Annotated in this window: 21 protein-coding genes and 1 other RNA gene; 12 read left to right on the top strand and 10 right to left on the bottom strand. The window is 43.9% G+C overall.

Annotated features, from left to right (window positions below; translation table 11 throughout):
- Position 1: 1 nt before the first annotated feature.
- Positions 2-2,026 (bottom strand): DNA phosphorothioation-associated putative methyltransferase, encoded by a 2,025-nt coding sequence (locus tag OCV20_RS13375; RefSeq protein ID WP_086775567.1) that lies wholly within the window; start codon positions 2,024-2,026, stop codon positions 2-4.
- Positions 2,027-2,052: 26 nt separating this feature from the next.
- On the bottom strand, positions 2,053-2,580 hold the full coding sequence (locus tag OCV20_RS13370; protein ID WP_086775568.1) for a hypothetical protein: 528 nt from the start codon (positions 2,578-2,580) through the stop codon (positions 2,053-2,055).
- 187 nt (positions 2,581-2,767) lie between these two features.
- On the opposite strand from OCV20_RS13370, the gene OCV20_RS13365 reads away from it, so the two are divergent.
- The 4 genes from OCV20_RS13365 (at position 2,768) to OCV20_RS13350 (ending at position 7,434) form a co-directional block, all read left to right on the top strand.
- Positions 2,768-3,562: a YeeE/YedE thiosulfate transporter family protein gene (locus OCV20_RS13365; protein ID WP_086775569.1), complete on the top strand. Its 795-nt coding sequence runs from the start codon at positions 2,768-2,770 to the stop codon at positions 3,560-3,562.
- A 46-nt stretch (positions 3,563-3,608) separates the two neighbouring features.
- The gene (locus OCV20_RS13360) at positions 3,609-4,292 is read left to right on the top strand and encodes a DUF429 domain-containing protein (protein WP_086775570.1); all 684 of its coding nucleotides are present in this window, start codon (positions 3,609-3,611) and stop codon (positions 4,290-4,292) included.
- A gap of 143 nt (positions 4,293-4,435) precedes the next feature.
- Positions 4,436-5,245, top strand: coding sequence for a M15 family metallopeptidase (locus OCV20_RS13355; RefSeq protein ID WP_086775571.1), 810 nt, complete (start codon positions 4,436-4,438; stop codon positions 5,243-5,245).
- Positions 5,246-5,550: 305 nt separating this feature from the next.
- Positions 5,551-7,434 (top strand): ATP-dependent zinc protease family protein, encoded by a 1,884-nt coding sequence (locus OCV20_RS13350; RefSeq protein ID WP_086775572.1) that lies wholly within the window; start codon positions 5,551-5,553, stop codon positions 7,432-7,434.
- Between the two features lie 217 nt (positions 7,435-7,651).
- On the opposite strand, the gene ssrA is transcribed toward OCV20_RS13350, so the two are convergent.
- Both ssrA and smpB read right to left on the bottom strand, forming a co-directional pair.
- Positions 7,652-8,018, bottom strand: a transfer-messenger RNA (tmRNA) gene (ssrA, locus tag OCV20_RS13345).
- 66 nt (positions 8,019-8,084) lie between these two features.
- Positions 8,085-8,570, bottom strand: coding sequence for an SsrA-binding protein SmpB (gene smpB, locus OCV20_RS13340; RefSeq protein WP_004735156.1), 486 nt, complete (start codon positions 8,568-8,570; stop codon positions 8,085-8,087).
- 119 nt (positions 8,571-8,689) lie between these two features.
- Here smpB and OCV20_RS13335 point away from each other — a divergent pair, with 119 nt between their 5' ends.
- Positions 8,690-9,118, top strand: a complete 429-nt coding sequence (locus tag OCV20_RS13335; RefSeq protein WP_012603332.1) for an SRPBCC family protein — start codon at positions 8,690-8,692, stop codon at positions 9,116-9,118.
- Between the two features lie 3 nt (positions 9,119-9,121).
- Positions 9,122-9,433: an RnfH family protein gene (locus OCV20_RS13330; protein ID WP_017084430.1), complete on the top strand. Its 312-nt coding sequence runs from the start codon at positions 9,122-9,124 to the stop codon at positions 9,431-9,433.
- A 144-nt stretch (positions 9,434-9,577) separates the two neighbouring features.
- Here OCV20_RS13330 and OCV20_RS13325 read toward each other — a convergent pair whose 3' ends face one another.
- From OCV20_RS13325 to recN, 4 genes are all read right to left on the bottom strand, one after another.
- Positions 9,578-10,420 (bottom strand): IS3 family transposase, encoded by an 843-nt coding sequence (locus OCV20_RS13325; RefSeq protein WP_108721729.1) that lies wholly within the window; start codon positions 10,418-10,420, stop codon positions 9,578-9,580.
- Positions 10,417-10,926, bottom strand: a complete 510-nt coding sequence (locus OCV20_RS13320) for a helix-turn-helix domain-containing protein (protein ID WP_086774936.1) — start codon at positions 10,924-10,926, stop codon at positions 10,417-10,419. Before OCV20_RS13320 ends, OCV20_RS13325 begins: the two co-directional genes overlap by 4 nt.
- 103 nt (positions 10,927-11,029) lie before the next feature.
- On the bottom strand, positions 11,030-11,389 hold the full coding sequence (gene bamE / locus OCV20_RS13315; RefSeq protein ID WP_004735159.1) for an outer membrane protein assembly factor BamE: 360 nt from the start codon (positions 11,387-11,389) through the stop codon (positions 11,030-11,032).
- A 167-nt stretch (positions 11,390-11,556) separates the two neighbouring features.
- Positions 11,557-13,221 (bottom strand): DNA repair protein RecN, encoded by a 1,665-nt coding sequence (gene recN / locus OCV20_RS13310; protein ID WP_017059862.1) that lies wholly within the window; start codon positions 13,219-13,221, stop codon positions 11,557-11,559.
- Positions 13,222-13,947: 726 nt separating this feature from the next.
- Between recN and OCV20_RS13305 the strand changes: the two genes are divergently transcribed.
- On the top strand, positions 13,948-14,235 hold the full coding sequence (locus OCV20_RS13305; RefSeq protein ID WP_086775469.1) for a GIY-YIG nuclease family protein: 288 nt from the start codon (positions 13,948-13,950) through the stop codon (positions 14,233-14,235).
- Positions 14,236-14,374: 139 nt separating this feature from the next.
- Here OCV20_RS13305 and nadK read toward each other — a convergent pair whose 3' ends face one another.
- Complete coding sequence (gene nadK, locus OCV20_RS13300) at positions 14,375-15,259, bottom strand: NAD(+) kinase (RefSeq protein ID WP_017066747.1); 885 nt, start codon at positions 15,257-15,259, stop codon at positions 14,375-14,377.
- A 143-nt stretch (positions 15,260-15,402) separates the two neighbouring features.
- On the opposite strand from nadK, the gene grpE reads away from it, so the two are divergent.
- The 5 genes from grpE (at position 15,403) to dnaJ (ending at position 22,943) form a co-directional block, all read left to right on the top strand.
- Positions 15,403-15,984, top strand: a complete 582-nt coding sequence (grpE, locus tag OCV20_RS13295; RefSeq protein ID WP_017069543.1) for a nucleotide exchange factor GrpE — start codon at positions 15,403-15,405, stop codon at positions 15,982-15,984.
- 388 nt (positions 15,985-16,372) lie between these two features.
- Complete coding sequence (locus tag OCV20_RS13290; protein ID WP_086775470.1) at positions 16,373-17,647, top strand: dicarboxylate/amino acid:cation symporter; 1,275 nt, start codon at positions 16,373-16,375, stop codon at positions 17,645-17,647.
- Positions 17,648-18,169: 522 nt separating this feature from the next.
- The gene (locus tag OCV20_RS13285) at positions 18,170-19,207 is read left to right on the top strand and encodes a polysaccharide lyase family 7 protein (RefSeq protein ID WP_086775472.1); all 1,038 of its coding nucleotides are present in this window, start codon (positions 18,170-18,172) and stop codon (positions 19,205-19,207) included.
- A 389-nt stretch (positions 19,208-19,596) separates the two neighbouring features.
- Entirely contained in the window at positions 19,597-21,510 is a 1,914-nt protein-coding gene (dnaK, locus tag OCV20_RS13280; RefSeq protein ID WP_017059868.1) for a molecular chaperone DnaK, read from the top strand.
- Positions 21,511-21,794: 284 nt separating this feature from the next.
- Entirely contained in the window at positions 21,795-22,943 is a 1,149-nt protein-coding gene (dnaJ, locus tag OCV20_RS13275; RefSeq protein ID WP_048608049.1) for a molecular chaperone DnaJ, read from the top strand.
- Positions 22,944-23,098: 155 nt separating this feature from the next.
- Here the strand turns inward: dnaJ and OCV20_RS13270 are convergent, their stop codons facing one another.
- The gene (locus tag OCV20_RS13270; RefSeq protein ID WP_414503115.1) at positions 23,099-23,581 is read right to left on the bottom strand and encodes a type IV pilin protein; all 483 of its coding nucleotides are present in this window, start codon (positions 23,579-23,581) and stop codon (positions 23,099-23,101) included.
- Between the last annotated feature and the right edge of the window lie 45 nt (positions 23,582-23,626).

Here is a 23,626-nt window from a genome sequence, read left to right as displayed (position 1 = left end):
ACTAGTTAGTAGAGGAACTCAAAGTAAACCCTTTGATTTCTTTGTGTTCCTTCCCTAAAAGCACCTCAAATTCTGCTCTCACCATTTGCGTTTCTTCACTTGATTCAAACTCCATGAGCTTCGCCAATCGTTTGTCGAAGCTCTTTTGTTTCTTGTAGTTATCATGTTCTGTGGGCATGTAAAGGTGCTTATTGAGCAGTGGCGGCCTGCGATCTTCATTGACGTAGTCGAAGAAATCGATGTCTTGTTCTGCCATCTTGATTTTTATGCGTTCTACTAAGAAAGGCACAGATTTTTTAAAGTCATCATAGGCGGTGAGGGTAAGTTTTCCTGATGTGATATGAATTTTAATTAGGTCTATTTCTTCATCCAGTTCGCCATACATTTGCAACCCTGCACCAACGTATACTCGCAGCAGTAGTGGTAAGTCGTCGATAAAGTCTCGATGTAGGATCAGTGAATGTCCTTCGTTGAGTAGGCTTGCTGGTAGTAGGCTGTATGCTTTCTCGCATTGCTGATGAATTAAGTCTGTGTCTGCAATCGCGAACAGTAATTCTGCAGCCAGGTTGATCGCGGTTTTGTAATCATCAAACAAGGCTTTGATGTCGCGCTTTAGCAGCTCTGGTTGCTGCGTATAGGGTTTTCTTTTCTCAAACAGTCCCATAGTAAAATAGAGGAGAAGATCTTCTTTTCGGCTCTTTTCTGCTTGTTCAAACTCTTTGGTATCAAACATCTCTTGCAGTAAGTTAAAGGTTTTTCTGTGTGAGCCAACCAGCTCTCTTACTTTGTCTGATTGTTCAAATTCATCATTGGCAGGAATACGCCCTAGCTCTAAGCAGGTGTTCCAAAAGTCATTAAACAAGTTTTGATGCTGGGTAATAAGCAGTTTGGCTTTGTCTTTGGCTTCAATAGGCTCTGGCGAAGTCAGTTGCTGCCATTTATGGTGGCGTTTGTATTTACTCTGCAGGTACTGTTGCTCTTCCAATTTGTCTTTGAAGATATAGAAAATACCAGGCGCGACGGTAATGGCGTCTTCTTGTAGACTTCTCTCTATGTACGCTTTGATCTCTGATTGCGCATAGTATTTTTGGAAGGTGTTACGAGAGGTGATGACCCCATCCTTATAAGGTTTGAACTGAGCAATGTAGTTTTCGTTGGCCAGCATGACAGAAACCACCAGAAATTTATCTACTAGCTCCCATGCGCCTAGTAGGGCATCGAGTCTTTCATCTTGATCTTCTATTACGTTAAGAACAAACCCTATGTTTACGATATCAGAATTGGATTTGTCGTTGTCGGGTTGAAAGTTCGGATCCCAACCCAGAGCGTCGAGGCCATGTGCTTCAAGCTCTCTTAAATCGTCTCCGCGGCCGCAGCCATAATCGAAAATTGAGTGTTCGCCTTTTAAGTAACCATGTTTAACGAGAGTCTTCATTGGTGCGGAGAGTTCATGACGCACTATGGCTGTTCTGTGCCTATCAATCCCAGCCTCTTCTTGCGTTGTCACAGAGGAGCATCGGAATAATCGACCATCGACAAGCTCGTAACCATGGCGCGCTATTAGGTTTTCCCAAGAACGTTTAAAACCAATCAAACGGCTGTTTTCGTACAGGCCTGCATTCTCGCCTTCTTGTGTGAGTGAAACGAAGTGTTCGTAATATTCACTTGTTGGCAAAACCATGGTTTCTTTTCGATGTAAGATCGGCGGGTTTTCAGATTCGCGATAGCCTGTAATTTTGTGACTTAGCTTAGAGAGGTCGACATTGAGGCTTTGTTCTAATGCGGGATAGGAATCAGTATAAAAATCAGGGTAATGAAGAAGAGATAAACGGAACTCTTTTTTAAACAGCTTAACGAGGTTCCAGTCTTCTTCATCTAAGTTAACGGCTTTTGCTACGGCAGGAATGAACTGTGTTAATACTTTAGGCAATGCGCTGAATGCGTCTTTATGAAGATAAATGGCATCGGGAAGTTGTTTTCCAACTTTTATTTGAGAGGTAAGTTCAGCAAATAGCTCTTCGTTCATTCCTAATCCTTAGGTGTTTTTGAAGATTATAAATCATCAAACAATGCCTGTGTGGCGCTGCCTTTTGCACTTTTTGTGTTTACGCGAAGCCCATCACTTCGGCGTTGTCGGATAAGGGCGTATTTTGAATTATCAGCCCCAACGCTAATATGTAGAGGTTTATCTTTGCCATAAAAATAGAGTCGATCGAACTCTAAATGCGTGCAGATAAATCGAGCGACCTCATCCATACGTTGCTCATACCCTTCAACATAAATATCACACGCAGCCCCATTGCGCTTACAGATACGGCTATCCCGGGAGTTGAGTTCCATAGAGGCATGTTGGTCAATATCTGGCGCCATATCTCCAGGGCTATTTTTCAATATCCACCTCAAAAGAGGATGACTTGTATAACCATAGGTCACCGTTACTTCTCCTAGTGAGCATTCGATAGGTTGTAAAATTTGAACCGCTAAACACTGAAGCTCAGTGGCAGAAAGTTTATTAACCTTGTTGTCTCCTAAGTAATTAGGGTGCCTAAACTTATGCCAATCAATAAGCTTGTGGTGCATGTTCTGTCCTTAGGGTTCTTGCTTCCTACTATATTTAACGAACGACGACAGCAAAATCAATGCAATTCGGGGGCTATGTATGTTGTTCATTCTCGCTTTACTCTGCATTTTCTTATTGGGATATCTAGCCCAAACCACAGGCCTCTGTATGGTGAGAGGAGTAAAAGAGGCGATAAAAGGCTCACCAATGTTCATCGTCGCGATTGTTTTTAGTGGTTCATTGGCTTGGGTCTCTATGGCTCTTGGCTCTGTCGTAGAAGGGCGGCTTTTATCCACCGCTTTTTGGCCGAGTCTGTTTTCTCTGTTTGGTGGTTTTCTGTTTGGTATTGGAGCGGCAATTAATAGTGGTTGCGGGGTATCGACGGTTAGCCGTTTAGCTCGTGGTGAAGTTGTGATGCTGGCGACCATATTAGGGTGGTTCGTTGCTTGGTTGTTATTTGCTCCCGTTTTACCTAACGAGTTAAAGGGAGATAAGTTGGTATTGTCTGATTTTTCTCGCTATGCATTTCTTGGAAGCATTTCGCTCATTATTGTGGTGAGTTGCTCTTTCATGAATGCGGTAAATCGTAAGTTATGGTTATCAATGCTGGGAATTGGCTTAACGGCAGGTTTTGTATTCCTTTATGAACCACACTGGACGCCAAGTGGGTTGTTGAAATCTATGGGGACTTCTCTTTGGCATGGTAAAGCTGAAGATTGGCCAAGCAGCGAGCGTTTTATCTTAATGATCTCTCTGTTAGTTGGAATGGTCAGCGCCGCGTTATTTACTGGGTCGTTTTCACTGAGGTTAAGTCCTATACGTCGATTGGGTAAACATTTGGTTGCTGGTGTGCTTATGGGGCTTGGCGCTGTGATGGCTGGTGGAGGGAACGATACTCAACTGTTAGTGGCGATGCCTGTACTTTCTCTGGCGGGTGTTTTTTCTGTGTTGAGTATCATTGTGGGTATATATACCGGAGTTAAGTTGATTCAAAGCCGATAGTTAGCGACAGTACGTAAATAACATGGGCACGTAATTTGAGAACATAATGAAATACATCGGAATTGATGGCTGTAAGGCGGGGTGGATCGCTTGGATTGTCTCTGATAATCAGATGCCAGTGTTCAAAGTGGTAAAGGCGCTCGATGAGCTAGCGAGTGATCTTATCGGTTCTACGGTGCTTATCGACATGCCGATTGGTTTTAGTGACGCACAAACTCCAGATCGCCTATGCGACAAAGCAGCGAGGCGTTTTCTAACCAGCAAGCGTGGTTCGTCGGTGTTTCCGGTTCCGTCTCGTGAGGCGGTTTACCAAACCGATTACATTGCGGCGTGTAATGCCAATGTGCAGCAGCTTGATAAGAAGTTTTCTAAACAGACTTGGGGAATTGTGCCCAAGATCCGCGAGCTTGATGAGCTCATTGAATCTCACCCAAGCCTTTCGATAAGGGAATCACATCCAGAGGTGGTGTTTGCAGCTTTGAAAGGCGAACCGCTGACGTTTTCAAAACGAACTCAAGAGGGCAAAGAAGAACGGCTTTCTATTATTCAGCAACTCGCCCCTCAATGGTGTGACGGCTTGTCGTTGGCCATTTCAAACACTAAACGTAAAGACGTTGCGATAGACGACATCTATGATGCGTTCGTGCTTATGTTAGTTGCCTATTACGCTCCGCAATTATCGACCTTACCAGAGCCTTTTGATGTTGGTGGAGAAGCGGATGTCGACTAGAACGGACGAGTTCGAGAGATTGTCTATTGGGACAAAACGCGTTAACAAAGCGTGCGCTCCACTTGGCTTAATATGTTACTTTCCAACTTATGTTATTTTCCAACTCTGCTACTTTTCACTCTTACTATTTTTGAGTCTTTGATATGAAACGTTTTATTGTCGGCTTGCTGACAACTGTGCTTAGTGCTGCGAGTTATGCCCAAGTTGCCCCTATATCTCAATGGCAATGCGACATGATGAAAAAGAACCATGTCTTGAGTAGTGGTGCGCCCGTTGGTTGTGAGCGATTATCCAAAGTGGACTTCGATTTCATTAATTTCAAAGGGGAAACGCAACAGGGCAATATGATCGTGCTTGATGTGGTTGCACCTGCGGTTGAACAAATCTTTTCAGAGCTTAAACAGCGTAATTTTCCTCTTCATTCTGCTCGCCTTATGCGTGAATTCAGAGGTGACGATAACGCCTCAATGGACGCGAACAACAGCAGTGCGTTTAACGCTCGTCCTATAACAGGCGGAGGAGGTTGGTCGAAGCATGCCTATGGTGTGGCAATCGACATCAACCCAGTTCAAAACCCTTTCTTAGAGTTCGACAGCACCGGGAAAATCACGGTAAAGCCTTCACAATCTGCGACAAGCTATGTGAACCGTACTCGCTTTCGTGCGCGTGATGAACTTGAACGCCGCGGCATGGCAGAAAATGTGGTTGAGCTTTTTGCCCATCACGGATTTATGATCTGGGGAGGGGATTGGAATAGTCCAATCGATACTCAGCATTTTGAGGTTGGATCAAGAAAGTTCGTTAACCAACTGCTCTCTAAACCACAACCTGAAGCCAAGGTGTTATTTGAGCGCTACGTCGAATCTTATCAACAGTGCTATCTCAAAAATAAAGGTGAGGACGCAGAAAAAGCTCGGGCTATCTGCGCAAAGAAAACAGTCGGGACCTTTTAGTGCTATGTTTATCTAGAACCGTTTGTGTTTTAGCAAGTTAAACTCGCTTCAGGTGTGTTTTGAATAGCTAAGGTCAGCGCTCGTCGTTGGCCTTTTTTGTATTCATTCCTTCAATAGAACACCGAGCATTGAAAAGGTTATTGGGTATCCATTAGTCAATAATCGATAAGCGAATGCAGCGCAAAGTCATCGGTTTGTCATTGAAAAACTCATAGCGTTAACGTTATGTGAGAACCATTGCTGGTGGGGGAACTCTTCGCTGAAACGCCAGTATTATTAGTGAACTGATCACAACGGACCAACTAATGAAAAAGATACCTTTGGCTCTAACTCTTTTAAGCACTCTACTTTTTTCACAATACACTTTGGCTACTGATACTTCACATACCACTCAAAACCCTACTTACGAACTCGATGGTAAGTCGGTATTAGGTCGCACTGAGAACGTGTACCTATCTAGCGTTCAAGGGCTAAAAGACGTTCCTTTCATTGGTAAAATTGATACTGGTGCAGAAACCACTTCTATGCATGCTGAAGACATTCATGTGAAAAGCTCTAATCCCGATTACCAAAACCTCAAAGACAAAGAGTTGATGGCGGCGTTAACCGAAGACCTGTTGAACAATTCCGATGTTGATTACGATGATTGGGATGGCAGCACCTTCGCGAAATATGAAGCTGTGGTCTCTTTTAAGGTCCAAAACCCACGCACGGGAGATATGGTATTAATCGAAGCGCCTTTAGAGCGGGTCAGCATGATACGCAGCCGTACTAGCAGCACGCCTTTACTTCGTCCTACCGTAAAAATGTCGCTCACCATTGCAGACCAAGAGCTAAAAACAGACGTTAACCTGACCGACAGAAGTCACTTCTCTGCGCCAGTATTGATCGGCAAAACCTTCCTTGCAGATAACGCATTGGTGTTTGCAGGCTACGACTACTTACAAGAGCAAGAGAACGCAACAGTGGTTGGCCGTAAAGAGGTAGTGTCTATCTCTGGAATGGCGATGAATGCGACCTTCTCTTTAAAGAACCGCTACAGCATTTTGCATGCAAAAGACATCGACATAGACAAAAAGAACAAAGAAGTGACGTTTGATATGTTCGACAACGACGGCAAGCAAAAAGAGATGACATTGCCGTTGGTTCGTATGTTAAGCGTGAGTGGTAAGAAGAGACCTTTGGTGTATGTGCCTGTTCAACTCGATGAAAACACAACTAAAGACGTTCTGGTGTACCTACGTGAGCGCTCGAGTAGTGAGTCGCAGTTGAGATTTGGAACCAGCACCGCCAGCGAACTCTTCATGATTGACACCAGTGCTGAGAATATTTTATCAGAAGGTTCAGAGAACTTTAGTGATGTGGCTGAGTCTGGTGAGCCTATGATTATCTCGCCGGAAGAGGACATCACCCTCGATGACTTCCCGCTTAAGGCGGTGGCTTCTTTCACTGTCAATACGCCTTTGTTGAAGGTCGACAGTTTTGAAATGACAGGTAAAGGCAAAGATGCTTCCGTTGAATTTTATCTTACGGATGTAAATGGTGAGAAGCAGAAGGTGACCAAGCCAATTATTAAGAAGCTTAAAGTCGGGGATGATACTCGTCCGGTTGTAAGTGGTGAGTTTGCGGTGTCTGGAAAAAAAGTGCGCACGCAAGAGTTTGCCATAGACGTGCTCAATACAAATGAGAAAGAAGCGTACTTTATTTTAGGTAAGAAGATGGCAAAAGAAGGCGTTTACGTTAATACACGTTCTGATTACCTTCTGAAAGCTGAGCCACTGTTTAAAGTAGGGCACATCGAAGTCGTTGAAGTGAACGGCATGAAGTTCCCGGCCAAGCTCGACACTGGTGCGGATGTAAGCTCAATGAACGCAGTCAACATCAAACGATTTAAGAAAGATGGCCAAGATATGGTGAGCTTTACCTATCAAAACAACCAAGGTGATAAGCAAGATTTCACCAAGCCAGTGATTGATGTAATGCGTATTAAAGCCAAGAAAGGCGAGAAGGTGAACATTCGCCCTGTCGTTGAAATGAAGGTTAAGCTCGGTGACTTAGAGAAAGAGGTGAGGGTAAACCTTCAAGACCGCTCTCGTTTCGAATACAGCATGATCCTAGGTAAGAACTTCCTGAAACATGGTGCGGTAGTGAGTAGTGATGAAGATTATTTGTTAGGTGATATGGAGTAACGCCTAAACTTTCTAAGTTCGTATCAGAACAGTTCTAAACAGCCACACATTTCAGTATTGGGATGTGTGGCTTTTTGTTGAGTGTCTGTTTTTGGTGTTGATGTTGATGTTGATGTTGTTGGTTAAGTATTTGTTATAAATAATTTTATCTACTAATACATAAGATTCAGACAAACAAAAAGGGCCAACTCTTTCGAGTTGGCCCTTTCCAAACGTTTGGTGGAGCTGGCGGGAGTTGAACCCGCGTCCAAAAATCATTCATCATTGGTACTACATGCTTAGTCGATCTTTAATTTCACCAGCAACCTGCGAACCGACACGCTAGTTAAAGGCTAACCTGAATTATAATTCGCGCTTTTCCTCTCAGGTGGGAGAAGCCACGCTAGCTAGTTTGGGTTTGATCTCTTATTGGTCCCCGTCTTACGAGCGGAAGCTAGGGTAAGAGAGCTCTGAGCAGGTTATTAAGCTGCTAGTGCGTAGTTTTCGTCGTTTGCGACTATTTTTTTGCGGCTTTTAACGTGGCCAACCGCCCCACGGCATGCACCTCAGACTTCAAAATTCCTGTCGAATCCTAAATCAGCCCCAAGTGTTATTTGCATAGTACCAGAAAAGCTTACCCTGTCTAGCACTGTGCGTTTAAGTGCTTAAAATTAACGCAAATTACTCTTCATAATTCGTGCTTTATCTCTCGCCCAATCTTTTTCTTTCATATCAGTACGTTTATCGTGCAGCTTTTTACCTTTCGCTACGCCAACTTTAATCTTCGCCCAAGAGCGAGACCAGTAAAGTGCGGTTGCGACAAGTGTCATGCCTTCACGGTTAATACGACCGATAAGGTTATCGAGTTCTTTTCTCGACATCAGGAGTTTACGGATACGTGTTGGGTTCGCCACGATATGAGTACTCGCTTGAGTCAGCGGAGTGATCGTCATACCACTGATGAATGCTTCGCCATCTCGGATGTAAACGTAGCTTTCTGCGATATTGGTTTTGCCTTCACGTAGGGATTTTACTTCCCAGCCTTGTAGCTCAAGCCCCGCTTCTATCTCATCGTCGATGAAATATTCGTGGCGAGCTTTCTTATTAAGCGCAATGGTATTACTACCGGCTTTTGATTTTGATTTATTCTTTGCCATAATGGCCTCATTATACGGATTGCGCCCTAGTTGGGGAATCCTTTTTATTTGCGCTCTGGCCCAATACAATTAAAATTGCAGTTTGTGTTAATGTAACGCTGTCTTTAACAGGAGTCTATATGCCAAAGGTTACTCGTTCAGCATTAGTGTCGTTTAGTGCCGACCAGATGTTCAGCTTGGTCAATGATGTTGCTCGTTATCACGAGTTTTTGCCAGGGTGTTCTGGTTCACGTGTGATCGAATCTTCAGATTCAGCTATGGTGGCTTCGGTTGATGTATCTAAAGCCGGTATCAGCAAAACATTTACTACGTCTAACCGCTTAGCGGATGGCGCTGAGATCTTGATGGAGCTGGTGGATGGCCCATTTAAGAAACTGCAGGGTGGTTGGTATTTCACTCCGCTCGACGATCAAGCGTGTAAGGTTGAGCTTAAGTTGGAGTTTGAATTCTCTAGCCGAATGATTGAAATGGCATTTGGTAAGGTTTTCAATGAGCTGACGAGCAATATGGTCAGTGCTTTTACTCAACGCGCGAAACAGGTTTACTAAGCCATGACTATTGAATCAGATATGATCCACGTAGAGGTTGTGTTTGCACTTCCGCACGAGCAGCGTGTGTTTACCTTGATAGTGAACAAGAACGCAACCGTTGAAGAGATTATTGCGCAGTCTGGTGTTTTGGAACTGTATCCAGAAATCGATTTAGCGAAAAATAAGGTTGGCGTGTTCAGTCGTAACGTAAAGCTTGATGCGACGGTTCGCGATAAAGATCGTATCGAAATCTACCGCGCATTGTTGGCTGATCCAAAAGAGATTCGCCGTAAGCGTGCTGAACAAGCAAAAGCGGCCGCAGCTAAATCGTAATGCTAAACAAGTTTGACTAAGAAGAGAGCTCGCTATATTGGCGAGCTTTTTTGTGCCTACGGATTAGACAACGGACCTAATTTGTTAGCAGATATTAAAAAGCCTGCTCATTGTGAAGTGACCCCGTAAAGTTGGACATTTCTGTTAAGCGGCTTTCAAGGCCTGAGTTCGATATTCTATCGGAGTCAGGCCTTTTAGTTTCACTTTTATACGTTTGGTATTGTAGTACTCGATGTATTCTTTAATCTGCTCTATCAGAGCATCTGCATCTTCAAAGCTTTGGTTGTGATACATCTCGGTTTTGAGTAAAGCAAAAAAGTTTTCAGCAACAGCATTATCCAAGCAGTTACCTTTTCTCGACATGCTTTGCGTTAACCCACTCTCCGCTACCTTTTTCTGATACTGTCGATGGCGATATTGCCAACCTTGATCGCTATGTATAATTGGCTTTGAGTTGGGTTTAAGCGTTGATATAGCTTCCGTCAGCATATCTGTGACAAGCGGCAAGCAGGCATTTTTGGCCACTCTATAAGCAACCACCTCCTGAGTAAACAAGTCGACAACGGGAGATAAGTATACTTTCTGCTCTTTGACTTTGAACTCCGTGACATCAGTTACCCACTTTTCATCGGGTTGAGTCGCACTAAAATCTCTTTCAAGAACGTTGGGAGCAGCTTTTCCTGACTCTCCTCGGTATGAACGATACTTTTTAATCCTGACCGTCGATTTAAGGTTGAGCTGAGCCATAAGCCTTTGAACCGTTTTGTGATTAAGCACGAACCCCTGATTCTTTAGTTCCAAGTGAATACGGCGGTAGCCGTATCGCCCCTTATGTTCATGATAAATTGACTTTATCAACCGCAGCTCACGTTCGTAGCTATTTTGGCGCTTGCTCGTTTGAGCCTGATAATAAAAGACACTTTTTGCCAACTGTAGAGTGTGCAGTAAGTGCTTTAATGGGTACTTGCCTTTAAGAGTTAGAGCTATGACCGCTTTTTCTTTGTTCGACGGTTTTTTTTCTGCTCCAACTCTTCCAACTTTTTTAGAACGGCATTCTCGGTTCGTAAGTAGACCAACTCCTCTTTTAGCTCCTCAAGTGTCATTTCATTATCAGGCTTAGTGGTACGTTGAGGTTGCTGTTTCATTGAGGGTCTTCCTTTCTGGCGCATTTCGAGCCCCTTGATACCGAGCTCATTAAATCGTTTAAGCCAGACAGAGAGTATTCCAGGGGATGAGAGGTTTAATACAGCGCTAGTGTGCGTGAGAGACCATTCATTCGTCCACATTAAATTCAATGCTTTTCGTTTTGTTTGAGCAGTCGCGGCATGATTAGTTGGTAAAAATGAATCAGTACCATGGATGGCAAAGACTTGAGCCCAATACCGTATCTGCCTTGAAGAAATTGAATATTGTTTTGCTAAGTAGAGAGATGACGTGCCATCTAAGTATTGCTTAGCAATGATACATTTTAGCTCTCGGCTATATTTGGACATAAAAAGACCCCCAATAATTGGTGTCCAACTATTGGGGGTCAGTTCATTGAGCAGGCTTTTGCGATTCTGGCTCTGTCGACTGAGAGCTTTGTTGACTGGAAAGCTAGCGAAGGCTTTCGAAGAACTCATCACTGGCTTCAAAATCACCATTGATCGTTACTAGAGTGCCAGTAGCATCAAAGTTCACGACTAGGTTTTTCTGAATCGGGTCTTCATGGCCTTTTTGGTGGTGGTAAATGTAGTACCACGTATCTGGGTAGCCATTTTCGATAAGCATAGGTGAGCCCATAACGTAACGAACTTGTGTTTTTGTCATGCCAAACTTGAGCTGGTCGACAGCTTCCTGTTCAACATAGTTACCCTGATTGATGTCAATTCGATAAACCAACTTCTCTAATAGAGAGCAACCGGTCAACATTGTTAGTGCAAGTGGAACTGCAACTAACCACTTTTTAATTCGCATAGTTTGAGATCTTTCTTCGCTAAAATACTGCCTGATAATAAACAAGCTCCAGCAAGAAGTAAAAAGCTCCTTGCGCTTTGAGCTTGTTATGACTGGCAATTTTGAATTAAGTTGCAAAATTGCCAAGATTTTTCGGTAAATTATCAGAAAGTTGCTGAATATGTAACCTAAGCTGCGATTAATAACTCTTTTGCGTTGGCAAGCGTCGATTCGGTAATCTGGCTGCCACCAAGCAGTCGAGCAAGCTCTGAAACGCGTTGTTGCTCATCAAGCGTGTGCATTTGAGTCTCGGTTTTACCTGATTTCGTGTTCTTCGCTACAAACAGCTGCTGGTGACCGCAACCGGCAACTTGAGGTAAGTGTGTCACACACATCACCTGCGTAGATTCACCCAGCTTACGTAGCATTTTTCCGACAACCGCAGCGGTTGGTCCACTGATACCTACATCGACTTCATCGAAAATCAGGCTTGGTGTGTCCACTTTTTGCGCTGTGATCACCTGAATCGCCAGCGAGATTCGTGATAACTCACCACCAGAGGCCACTTTAGCAATCGGCTGCATTGGTTGGCCTGGGTTGGTCGAAACAATGAAGGTCACGTTATCCATACCCAATGGAGAAGGGTGTGTGTTGGTGTTGTTCACTTCAATGGCAAACTGCGCTTTTTCCATGCTCAGCTCGTGCATGCTTTGCGTGATCAGCTTGTTGAGCTCTTTTGCGTAACGAGTTCGAGATTTATGAAGCTTCTCTGATTTAGCAACGAACGATTGGTATTGGTTTTCCACCTCGTTTGCCAGTTCTTCCAATTTTTCATCAGAACAATCAAGCGCTTCAACTTGTTGTAGTAAGTCTTGATGGTGCTTATACAGCTCTTCAGGTAACACGTGGTGTTTACGAGACATCGACATCACTTTAGAGAAACGCTCCTCAACGTAAGCCATACGGCCGGGATCAACATCAATGCTGTCTAGGTATGTTCTTAACTCGTTGTTGGTTTCTTCAATCTGAATAATGGCTTCGGAAAGCAAGTTTGGTAACTCGGCTAATCTTTCATCGAGCTCAGCTAGTTGAATTAAGGAGTTATTGGCCGATTGCAGAATACCAAGCGCATTAACTTCTTCGCCTTCATAAATAAGTTCGATAGCTTGCTGACAGGTTGTGGCCAGTTCTCCGCTATTGGAGAGGCGCTTATGCTCTTGTTCGAGGTCTTCATATTCTTCCTCCCCAATAGACAGCTCATTTAACTCTTTGATTTGGTATTCAAGAAGTTGTTTTTGAGCTTGGTTTTGCTGGCTATTTTCACGTAACTCTTTTAAGTGGTTATCCGCTTGTCGCCATGCTTGGTAAGCATTGCGTGTCGATTTCAATAGGTTCAAGTGGCCAGCGTATTGATCAAGCATGGCCATTTGGTAATCGCTTTTCATCAATTGGTGATGCGCGTGTTGACCATGGATGTTGATCAGCAGTTGTCCAAGTGATTTCAATTGCGAAAGAGGGACAGGGCTACCGTTGATGAATGCACGAGAACGACCTTCTTTTGATATGGTTCTGCGCAGGATGCACTCACTGCCATCAAGTAGTTCGTTGTCTTCTAACCAGCGGGTAGCATGCAGATTGTTCTCAAGTAAAAAAGCGGCACTGACTTCGGTTTTTTCTTCACCTTGTCGAACCATTCCTGCATCGGATCTTCCTCCAAGGCACAAGCCTAAAGCATCGATAGCGATAGATTTACCCGCACCAGTTTCCCCGGTGATTGTTGTCATGCCTTTAGAGAGTTCTAGCTGTAAAGACTTAACAATAGCGAAATTATTAACACTTAAATGAGCCAGCATTTTTATTTACCTGTATAACTGAACAATACTGTATATAAGCTCAGTATATACTGTTTCTTTATACAGTAAAGTCGACAGGTGAAAATTTTTTGCGACAGCTCTCAGAATTGAGCTTGTCCGTAGATCACTGAAACCGCTATAGATTCCCAACTCAGTCGTCCCTCCCTCTTGGGAATGACGATTATTTTTGAGTTTTGATGTCCGTTGTCGTCATCCCCTACAGCGACGTAGGAGCGTGATAGGGGACCTGTTTTTGTAGTTGTTTGGGTGTCAGAGATTCTAAACACCTCGTTCCTCGGTTTTGGAATGACGGTCATTTTTGAGTTTTGGCGTTCGTTGTCGCCATTCCCTACGGTGATGGAGGAGCGTGATAGGGGGGCTATTTTTGTAATTTGTTTGGGTGTCAGAGATTCCAGATACCTCGTTCCTCGGTTCTGGAATGACGGTCATTTTTGAGTTTTGGTGTTCGTTGTCGTTATTCCCTACGGTGATGGAGGAGCGTGATAGGGGGGGCCGTTTTTGTAATTTGTTTGGGTGTCAGAGATTCCAGATACCTCGTTCCTCGGTTCTGGAATGACGGTCATTTTTGAGTTTTGGTGTTCGTTGTCGTCATTCCCTACAGCGACGAAGGAGCGAGATAGGGAATCTCGTTTTGTTAGTTCTTATTTAATACTCTTGGTTCTTCAGCCTTTGTTAGTTTTAAGAGCTCAACATTAAGGAGGAAGGATGAAGCGACCTGCAATTTACATTCTAGCTAATCGTTCGAATTCAGTTTTGTACATAGGCGTTACTGGGAATCTTAAGCAAAGAACCTGGCTGCATAAAGCGGGAAATGTTGAAGGTTTTACTAAGAAGTACAATGTTGACAAGTTAGTCTATTTTGAAGTTTTCGAAGACTTCAGATCCGCGATTGAGAGGGAAAAGCAGCTAAAGAAATGGAATCGTTTATGGAAGGAAACGTTGATTAGTGAGTTGAACCCTAGTCGACGTGATCTCTACGACGAAATATTATGATACTCCCAACTCAGTCGTCCCTCCCTTTTGGGAATGACGATGTGGTAGATTGACGTAAAGATAGAGGCGGTGGGCTTTTAATCGGCAATAAAAAAGGCTGACGAATGTCGTCAGCCTTTTAAAATAGTTCGCTTTTCACTTAGAACAGCTTACTCGACCAGCCTAGCTTGTTACGTAGAACGTGGTAGTAGTTGTAGTCTTTAGGGTGGATCAGTTTGAGCACATTTGGGCTTTGGTAAATGTGGATCTCATCACCAGGGGAAACGGGCAGAGAGATTTGACCATCGCAGCTCACTTCCTGAGTTCCACGGTTATCAGGCGATACGATAAGCTTAATACGACGCTTGCCATCTACTACAAGTGGGCGGCTTGAAAGGGTGTGTGGGAACATTGGCACGAGTGAGATAGCATTTAGGCTTGATGACAGGATAGGGCCGCCGCCAGAAAGCGAGTAGGCGGTAGAACCTGTCGGTGTTGAGACGATTAAGCCATCAGAGCGCTGTGAGAAGGCGAAGCTGTCATCGATGTACACTTCGAACTCGATCATGTGAGCAACTTGTCCGGGGTGCAGTACAGCCTCATTAAGGGCTGCATTGTGGCTTTTTATCTGGCCGTGACGATGAATTTCCGTTTCAAGTAGGAAGCGCTCTTCTTCCATGAACTCGCCTTTGAGTACATCAGTCAGCGCGCTCTGGAAGTTTTCAGGGTTAAGATCGGTTAGGAAGCCAAGGTTGCCTCGGTTAACACCAATCACTGAAATGTCGAAACGTGACAAGATTCTAGCGGCACCGAGCATATTTCCGTCACCACCGACCACAATGGCGAGATCGGCGCGTTTACCTAATTCAATCAGGCTAGAAAAATGTTCTTTTGGGATGTCGTCTAAAATAGTGGCGAGTCTGTCATCAACAAAAACTTGATAACCCTCAGCACTTAACCACTGATAGAGCTCTCTATGAGTCTGAATTGCTTGCTGATCTCGAGGTTTACCGATAATGGCGATGACTTCAAATGGCTTTTTCATAACGTTTCCAAACGAATTAGGCTTGAATCAAAATTCTTCATCCCCATAATAAAGGCAAGTTGAACGTCTATGCGAGTGTTTTATATCAATTTGGGGCGCAAACACGCCTGTCACTTGCATTGAAAACGAATTCTGGAGATATCATGAGCAACGAAGAAAACAAAGTAACCGAAGCAGAGCTAGATCAGATCATCGCTGAAGCTGAGAAAGTTGAAGAAGCTGAACTGAATGAAGACGCTGCTGATGAGCAGGAAGCAAAAATCGCTCAACTGGAAGCTGCACTGCTTTCTAGCGAATCTAAAGTGAAAGAGCAGCAAGATTCTGTTCTTCGCGCGAAAGCTGAAGTTGAAAACATGCGTCGCCGTAGCGAACAAGAAATTGATAAAGCGCGTAAATTCGCTTTGAACAAGTTTGCTGAAGGTCTGCTTCCTGTAATCGACAACCTAGAGCGTGCAATGCAAGCGGCAGACGCTGAAAACGAAGTGGTTAAGCCACTGTATGAAGGTGTTGAGCTAACGCACAAAACGTTCGTAGACACAGTTGCTAAGTTTGGTCTTAAAGAGATCAACCCTGAAGGTGAAGCGTTCAACCCTGAATTCCACCAAGCGATGTCTATCCAAGAAAGCCCAGATCACGAATCAAACACGGTTATGTTTGTGATGCAAAAAGGCTACGAACTAAACGGTCGTGTGGTTCGCCCAGCGATGGTTATGGTTGCTAAGTAATGACGAATTACGTTGCCAAGTGATTGACTGGCGCATTGACTGAGTTAGTCGCAGCGACAAAATAAATCACTGGTTTGCGTAAAATAAAAAGAGAGGCATAGGCCTCTCTTTTTTTGTGCCTATAACTTGAGAGTCCACGTAAATAAGCATCAAAACCGCATTAAGAATGTCGTTCTTTTTATTTCATTCAGATCAGCGATTTAGAGTTTTGTGTTATGAAACTTGTTGTGATTGAGTAAATGTTTTGATGTCACATTTGTGATGTTTTTGTAAATAAATACTTTTAATTGTTATCTTTGTATGTAAAATCCACTGCCATATAGCGATTTTGGTTGCATATATAACTATAAAAGTACAAATTTTAAACACAACAAACTGGAGAAGAACGATGGATAAATCGCTCTCAAGTAAAATTTTTGTAGGCTTGTTCGCCGGTCTACTTATTGGTACTGCTATTCAGTACCTATTCAGCGGTATTGCTATTTTTGATACGTATCTACTTGGTGCTGCCGAAGGTGCTGGTGGTATGTTCGTATCACTTATCAAATTGCTTGTAGTTCCTCTTGTATACGTATCTATTGTTTGCGGTATTGTTGAGCTAAAAGATATTCGTTCATTTGGTCGTCTTGGTGGTAAAACCTTTGGTCTTTACATTATTAACACCATCATCGCGATTTCAGCAGCGCTAACGATTGGTCTTATTTTCCAACCAGGTGCAGGTGCGAATCTAGCGGGTAGGGTTTCTGAGACAATTGCGCTTACAACAACTGAAACACCAGACATCTTCTCTCTTGTTGTTAACATCGTTCCTAGCAACCCTGTAGAAGCGTTCGCAAGCGGCGACATGCTACAAATCATCTTCATGGCAATTTTGACAGGTCTTGCTATTCAAGCGCTTGATTCTCGTGGTGGCCCAGCTATCAAGACATTCAAGATGGCTAACGAAATCATGATGAAGCTTATCGGCCTAGTAATGAGCTTGGCGCCATACGGTGTATTTGCTCTGATGATTCAACTGGGCGCAACACTGGATGCAGACACGCTAATGTCAGTTGCTGGCTATGTGGCGCTTGTGGTTGCAATGCTTGTGTTCTGGATTTTCTTCTTCTACCCAATGATGGTTGGTTCATTCACTGGTATTTCTCCAAAGCAGTTCCTACGCGCAACTCGTGAGCAAGTTCTATTCTCACTATCTACAGCAAGTTCGAACGCAACAATCCCAGTAACAATGCGTACTCTTACTGACAAACTAAACGTATCTAAGTCAGTAGCAGGTTTCGGTGTACCACTAGGTGCAACCATGAACATGTCTGGTGTATCTATCTACATCGCACTGGCAACTATGTTCGTAGCAAACGCGTTTGGTCAGCCAATCAACACTGCTGATATTTTCACCCTTGGTCTAACTATCCTGCTACTGTCTATCGGTGCTGGTGGTGTTCCTGGTGGCGGTGTTGTGATGGTCGGTGTTCTATTGCACCAACTAGGTTTACCACCAGAAGGTCTAGCGATTGTTGCTGCTGTTGACCGTATCTGTGACATGTTCTGTACTTCTTCAAACGTAGTCGGTGATACAGCGGTGAACACTATCGTTGCTAAATCTGAAAACGAAATTGGCGTTGAAGCTAACGAAGAAGCTGAGCTGCAAAAAGCAGAAGCTTAATCCTTAATTAAAACTCGATAATTAGGGGCTGTTGACCTTTCGTGGTTGAGTTTTGTTCGAGATAAAATCGTTTTAGGCGCGGCGAAGAGTATGTAGCCTAGTCATTCTAAGCAAATATTCTTTAACAAAGCATAAAACGATTTTAGCCGAACCCTTCGGGCAGCCCTTGTGGTTCATTTCTACTGCGTTATCGGCTTTTCATGTAGGCCAGCTACACGTCAAAGCCTCTTCCTTGTATAAATTTCCCACAAGATGCTGCAAAACCCAGCTCGAAAGGTCAACAGCCCCTGAAGCCCCGCTCAACTAGAGCGGGGCTTTTTTATTTCTGCTGATCGGTGTTTTGGGCTATCTGCTGATGGGTCAAAAGAGGGGGCTGTGTTGGTGCGAAGTCTCATTTTTTCTTTTTACTCGCGCTGAATTGGTCATCAGTTTTCAATATTTAATATAGATCACATATAATAATACAATATTATTTTATTGTTCTGGCAACCTACATTATGACGACATAAAGGAAACCAAATAATGAAGTTGTCTTACCTAAGCTTACTGACTGCTAGCCTCTTAGCGGCTCCCGCTCTTGCTTCTAATCACGATATTGGTCAACAGTTCAATCTTGATCCAGCAAAAGCACCAGCACAAAACTTCGATTTATCTAAATGGAAAATTAACCTACCGGAGCTAACAACAGAAGGCTCTAGAAAAGGCAAAACATTGGAGATCGGTAAGCAAGAATTGTCGAATGTAGAAACGCCTTACGTTCATCCTAAATGGTTCTACACTGATGCAGAATCTGGCGCGATGGTATTTGTGGCTCCGAATACAGCACCAACGACACCAAACAGTAAAAACACGCGCAGTGAACTAAGAGCGATGCTGGCAGACAGCTACTCGGCGCCGAGCAACAACTTCGCGATTTCAAGCCATAAGAATGCAGAAGAGTTTGGTTCTATCGGTGGCCAAATGACTGCAACACTTTCTGTTGATCAGGTGAGTACCAGCGGTAGCTACAAAAAAACCGGCGCATTCTCGGTAGTGATCGGCCAAATTCATGGTTCAGACAATGAGCCTCTGAAAATTGTTTACCGTAAACTGCCGGAGCATGAGCATGGTTCGTTAACGTGGAACTATGAACTCAATCCGCCGACAGAGATGAAAGATGCGAAGGATGAAAACGGAAAGAAACTTCGTAAAGACATTCGCCATGATGTGTTTGGTCAATACAATCTGAAAAAAGGCAGTTCTGATCCTGCTGATGGTATTAAGCTAGGTGAAGTGTTCTCATACGATGTGAACATCAAAGACAACATCATGCACTTAACATTTACTAAGAATCCTAACTCAGCTGATCCAATTGTGAAGACGTATGATGTTGATTTGGCTAAGGGTAAATATCAGGGGCATGATATCGACCTTGGTTATGGACAAGACTGGATGTACTTCAAGGCGGGCGCATACAATCAATGCAACACTAAGAAGTCGAGCTCTGCCTGTGAATGGCGTGGTATGGAAGCGGGTGATTACACTCAAGCGAGCTTCTACCAGTTAGTGCTCAACCAATAACATGTATGAATCAGTAATCATTTGAACAATATTTAACTGATTAACATCTATTTGAAAAAGACCTTCTACATGAAGGTCTTTTTTTATGGCATCTGGAATAGGGTTGAGGTTTTAATATGGCGTCAAATGCGAGACCTTCTCAACATCGGAGCCTTAATTGACAAGGGATCGGTCACTTTTTACCTTTATGTAAAAAGATACGGGAAAAAATAGATTTTTTTTACTTATTCCCTTGAAAACCAGTTTGCAGCCCTTATCTATGGTGCATACGAAAGCAAATTACATTTGCACTTAAATTTTGTGTATTAGGGTTGAATCCCTGATTACCGCCCCCCACATATGTGGGTATAGCAAAAAACTAATATAGATTATATTTCGGAGATAGCCTGATGGGTCGAATCATTGGTATTGATTTAGGTACTACTAACTCTTGTGTTGCTGTTTTAGACGGCGACAAACCACGCGTACTAGAAAATGCTGAAGGCGAACGCACAACAGCATCGGTAATCGCATACACTGACGGCGAGACGCTAGTTGGTCAACCTGCGAAACGTCAAGCAGTTACTAACCCTCAAAACACGCTATACGCAATTAAGCGTCTAATCGGTCGTCGTTTTGAAGATGAAGAAGTTCAACGCGATATCGAAATCATGCCTTTTAACATTGTTAAAGCTGATAACGGTGATGCATGGGTTGAAGCGCAAGGCCAAAAAATGGCTGCTCCTCAAGTATCTGCTGAAGTTCTTAAGAAAATGAAGAAAACAGCTGAAGACTTCCTAGGCGAAGAAGTAACTGGCGCAGTTGTTACTGTTCCTGCTTACTTCAACGATGCTCAACGTCAAGCAACTAAAGATGCTGGCCGTATCGCTGGTCTAGATGTTAAACGTATCATCAACGAACCAACTGCTGCTGCTCTAGCTTACGGCCTAGACAAGCAAGGTGGTGATCGCACTATCGCTGTATACGACCTTGGTGGTGGTACATTCGATATCTCTATCATCGAAATCGATGAAGTAGAAGGCGAGAAGACTTTCGAAGTTCTTTCAACTAACGGTGACACTCACCTTGGTGGTGAAGATTTCGATAACCGCATGATCAACTACCTAGTAGATGAGTTCAAGAAAGAGCAAGGCATCGACCTTAAAGCTGATCCACTAGCAATGCAGCGTGTTAAAGAAGCAGCAGAAAAAGCGAAAATCGAGCTTTCTTCTACTACTCAAACTGACGTAAACCTACCTTACGTTACTGCTGATGCGACTGGTCCTAAGCACATGAACATCAAAGTGACTCGTGCGAAGCTTGAGTCTCTAGTTGAAGACCTAGTTCAACGTTCTCTTGAGCCACTAAAAGTTGCTCTAGCAGATGCTGACCTATCTGTAGGCGAAATCACTGACGTTATCCTAGTTGGTGGTCAAACTCGTATGCCTATGGTTCAAGCTAAAGTAACTGAATTCTTCGGTAAAGAGCCACGTAAAGACGTGAACCCTGACGAAGCTGTTGCAATGGGTGCTGCTGTTCAAGGTGGTGTACTAGCTGGTGACGTTAAAGACGTTCTACTACTAGACGTTACTCCTCTATCTTTCGGTATCGAAACGATGGGCGGCGTGATGACTAAGCTTATCGAGAAAAACACAACTATCCCTACTAAAGCGGATCAAGTGTTCTCTACAGCTGAAGACAACCAAAACGCAGTAACTATCCACGTTCTTCAAGGTGAGCGTAAGCAAGCGACTTACAACAAGTCTCTTGGTCAGTTCAACCTAGAAGGCATCCAACCAGCACCACGTGGCATGCCACAAATCGAAGTAACATTCGACCTAGATGCTGATGGTATCCTGAACGTATCTGCTAAAGATAAAGCAACAGGTAAAGAGCAGAAGATCACTATCCAAGCATCAGGCGGCCTGTCTGAGGAAGAGATCGAAGCAATGGTACAAGAAGCAGAAGCTAACAAAGAAGCGGACAAAAAGTTCGAAGAGCTAGTAACTGCACGTAACCAAGCTGACCAAATGATTCACGGCACTAAGAAGCAAGTAGAAGAAGCTGGTGAAGCTCTACCTGCAGACGAGAAAGCTAAAATCGAAGCGGCTATCACGGCACTAGAAGAAGTTAAGTCTGGTAACGATAAAGAAGCTATCGACGCTAAAGTTCAAGAACTTATGCAAGCAGCTCAAAAGCTAATGGAAATTGCTCAACAGAAAGCTCAAGCTGAACAAGCTGGTGCTGACGCTGGTGAACAACCTAAGCAAGACGACGATGTTGTAGACGCTGAGTTTGAAGAAGTTAAAGAAGACAAAAAATAATTTCGTTGCAGAGTAGCCTGATTTCGTTGTCGGAAGTGCTCACCTACTAACGTAGGCTCCGCGCTTCCTCCTAGAACTCAAGCTATCTGCTTAGAAATTTGTCTCAAAGACTTATTATTGCGGGCGTCAGAGGTAACTCTCACGCCCGTAAATTTGTATTTAGACTTGTCGATCTAGATAATAGCTTTATTCGGCGTTTCAGCCGGCAGAACTTTTATCTAGATTGATACACAGACTACTGAAGTGATCATTCGGTAGTAGCAATTATTTTGGTGACCTAGAACATGTCAAAACGTGATTTTTACGAAGTATTAGGCGTAAGCCGCGATGCATCAGAGCGCGATATTAAAAAAGCGTACAAACGCTTAGCGATGAAATTCCACCCGGACCGTAACCAGGGTGACGAGACCGCAGCAGATAAGTTTAAAGAAGTAAAAGTAGCGTACGAGATCCTAACTGATTCTCAAAAGAAAGCAGCTTACGACCAATACGGTCACGCAGCCTTTGAACAAGGTGGCATGGGCGGCGGCGGCGGTTTCGGCGGCGGTGGCCAAGGTGACTTCGGCGATATCTTCGGTGACGTATTTGGTGACATCTTCGGCGGCGGTCGTCGTGGTGGCGGTCAACAGCGTGCACAACGCGGTTCAGATCTACGTTACAACATGGAACTTTCTCTAGAAGAAGCGGTTCGTGGTGTTTCTAAAGAAATCGAAGTACCAACACTTGTAGAGTGTGATACTTGTGACGGCAGCGGCGCGAAAGCGGGTTCTTCTGCACAAACGTGTGGCACTTGTCATGGCCACGGCCAAGTACAAATGCGCCAAGGTTTCTTTGCGGTTCAACAGACTTGTCCTACTTGTAACGGTAAAGGCAAGATCATCAAAGACCCATGTAACTCATGTCATGGTCAAGGTCGCAAACAGAAGACAAAAACACTTAACGTTAAGATCCCTGCTGGTGTTGATACTGGCGATCGTATTCGTCTATCTGGCGAAGGCGAAGCGGGAGAGCAAGGCGCTCCAGCTGGCGACCTGTACGTACAAGTACACGTAAAAGAGCACAACATCTTTGAGCGTGACGGCAACAACCTTTACTGTGAAGTGCCAGTAAGCTTCTCTATGGCTGCTTTAGGCGGTGAAGTTGAAGTTCCAACACTAGATGGTCGTGTAAACCTTAAAGTGCCAGAAGAAACACAAACGGGCCGTATGTTCCGTATGCGTGGCAAAGGCGTGAAAGGCGTTCGTGGCGGCGGTGTGGGTGACCTAATCGTTAAGCTAGTGGTTGAGACTCCAGTTAAGCTAAGCTCTCGCCAGAAAGAACTACTGCGTGAATTCGAAGAAACATGTTGTGGCGAAGCGGCAAGCAAGCACAAGCCAAAATCTGAAGGCTTCTTCAGCGGCGTTAAAAACTTCTTCGATGACCTAACTAAGTAATTAGGTTGTTGATAATTTAAGTTGTTGATAAAATTAGAAAAGCCTGCTCATGTAGCAGGCTTTTTTGTATCTGTAGATCAGAAGAAAAGAAGCTCGAGAAGAAAGAGAACGAGGTTTCTCTGATAAATTCTAGAGCCCTTTGGCGGTTGCTCTTGCTACTTCCAACACGCTTCTGGTTCTGAAACCCCTGAGTGGTGTAATTCCAAGATATCGGTCGTTGAATCTAAGCACTCATCGTTTGTTTGTGGTGAAAGTGGTTCAGCCTGAATCGAATAGGTGGTGCTACTCGCAGAGATCGCTAGCGTGTACCGGCTAGTATCGGTATCGCAAAACAAGCATGTCCCTCCTGAAATAATATTCTCCGCTGCCGATGCATAGTTCCCTGTGTATAGGGTTTCTATCTCCAGTTGTATCTTGGTTAAGTCGGCCATCGCTGTAACTCGATGCGCCTTGGTCACATGGCTGGTATAACTCGGGTACGCAATGGCGCCAAGTGTCCCTACGATGACGACAGCGAGCAATAATTCGATCAATGTCATTCCTCTAATGCTTAAGTTGTTGTTGTTGCATATATTTCTTCGAATCATCGCGAGTAGTTTCCTTTCATAGCTCTGCCCATTTTTCTCTGGTGGTAGCATCGGTGCAAGATTAAATGCAGTTACGCATTGAGTTACATAGGAATT

This window comes from Vibrio coralliirubri (assembly GCF_024347375.1).
Taxonomy (GTDB): domain Bacteria; phylum Pseudomonadota; class Gammaproteobacteria; order Enterobacterales; family Vibrionaceae; genus Vibrio; species Vibrio coralliirubri.
This window is presented reverse-complemented; position numbering and strand designations above follow the sequence as displayed.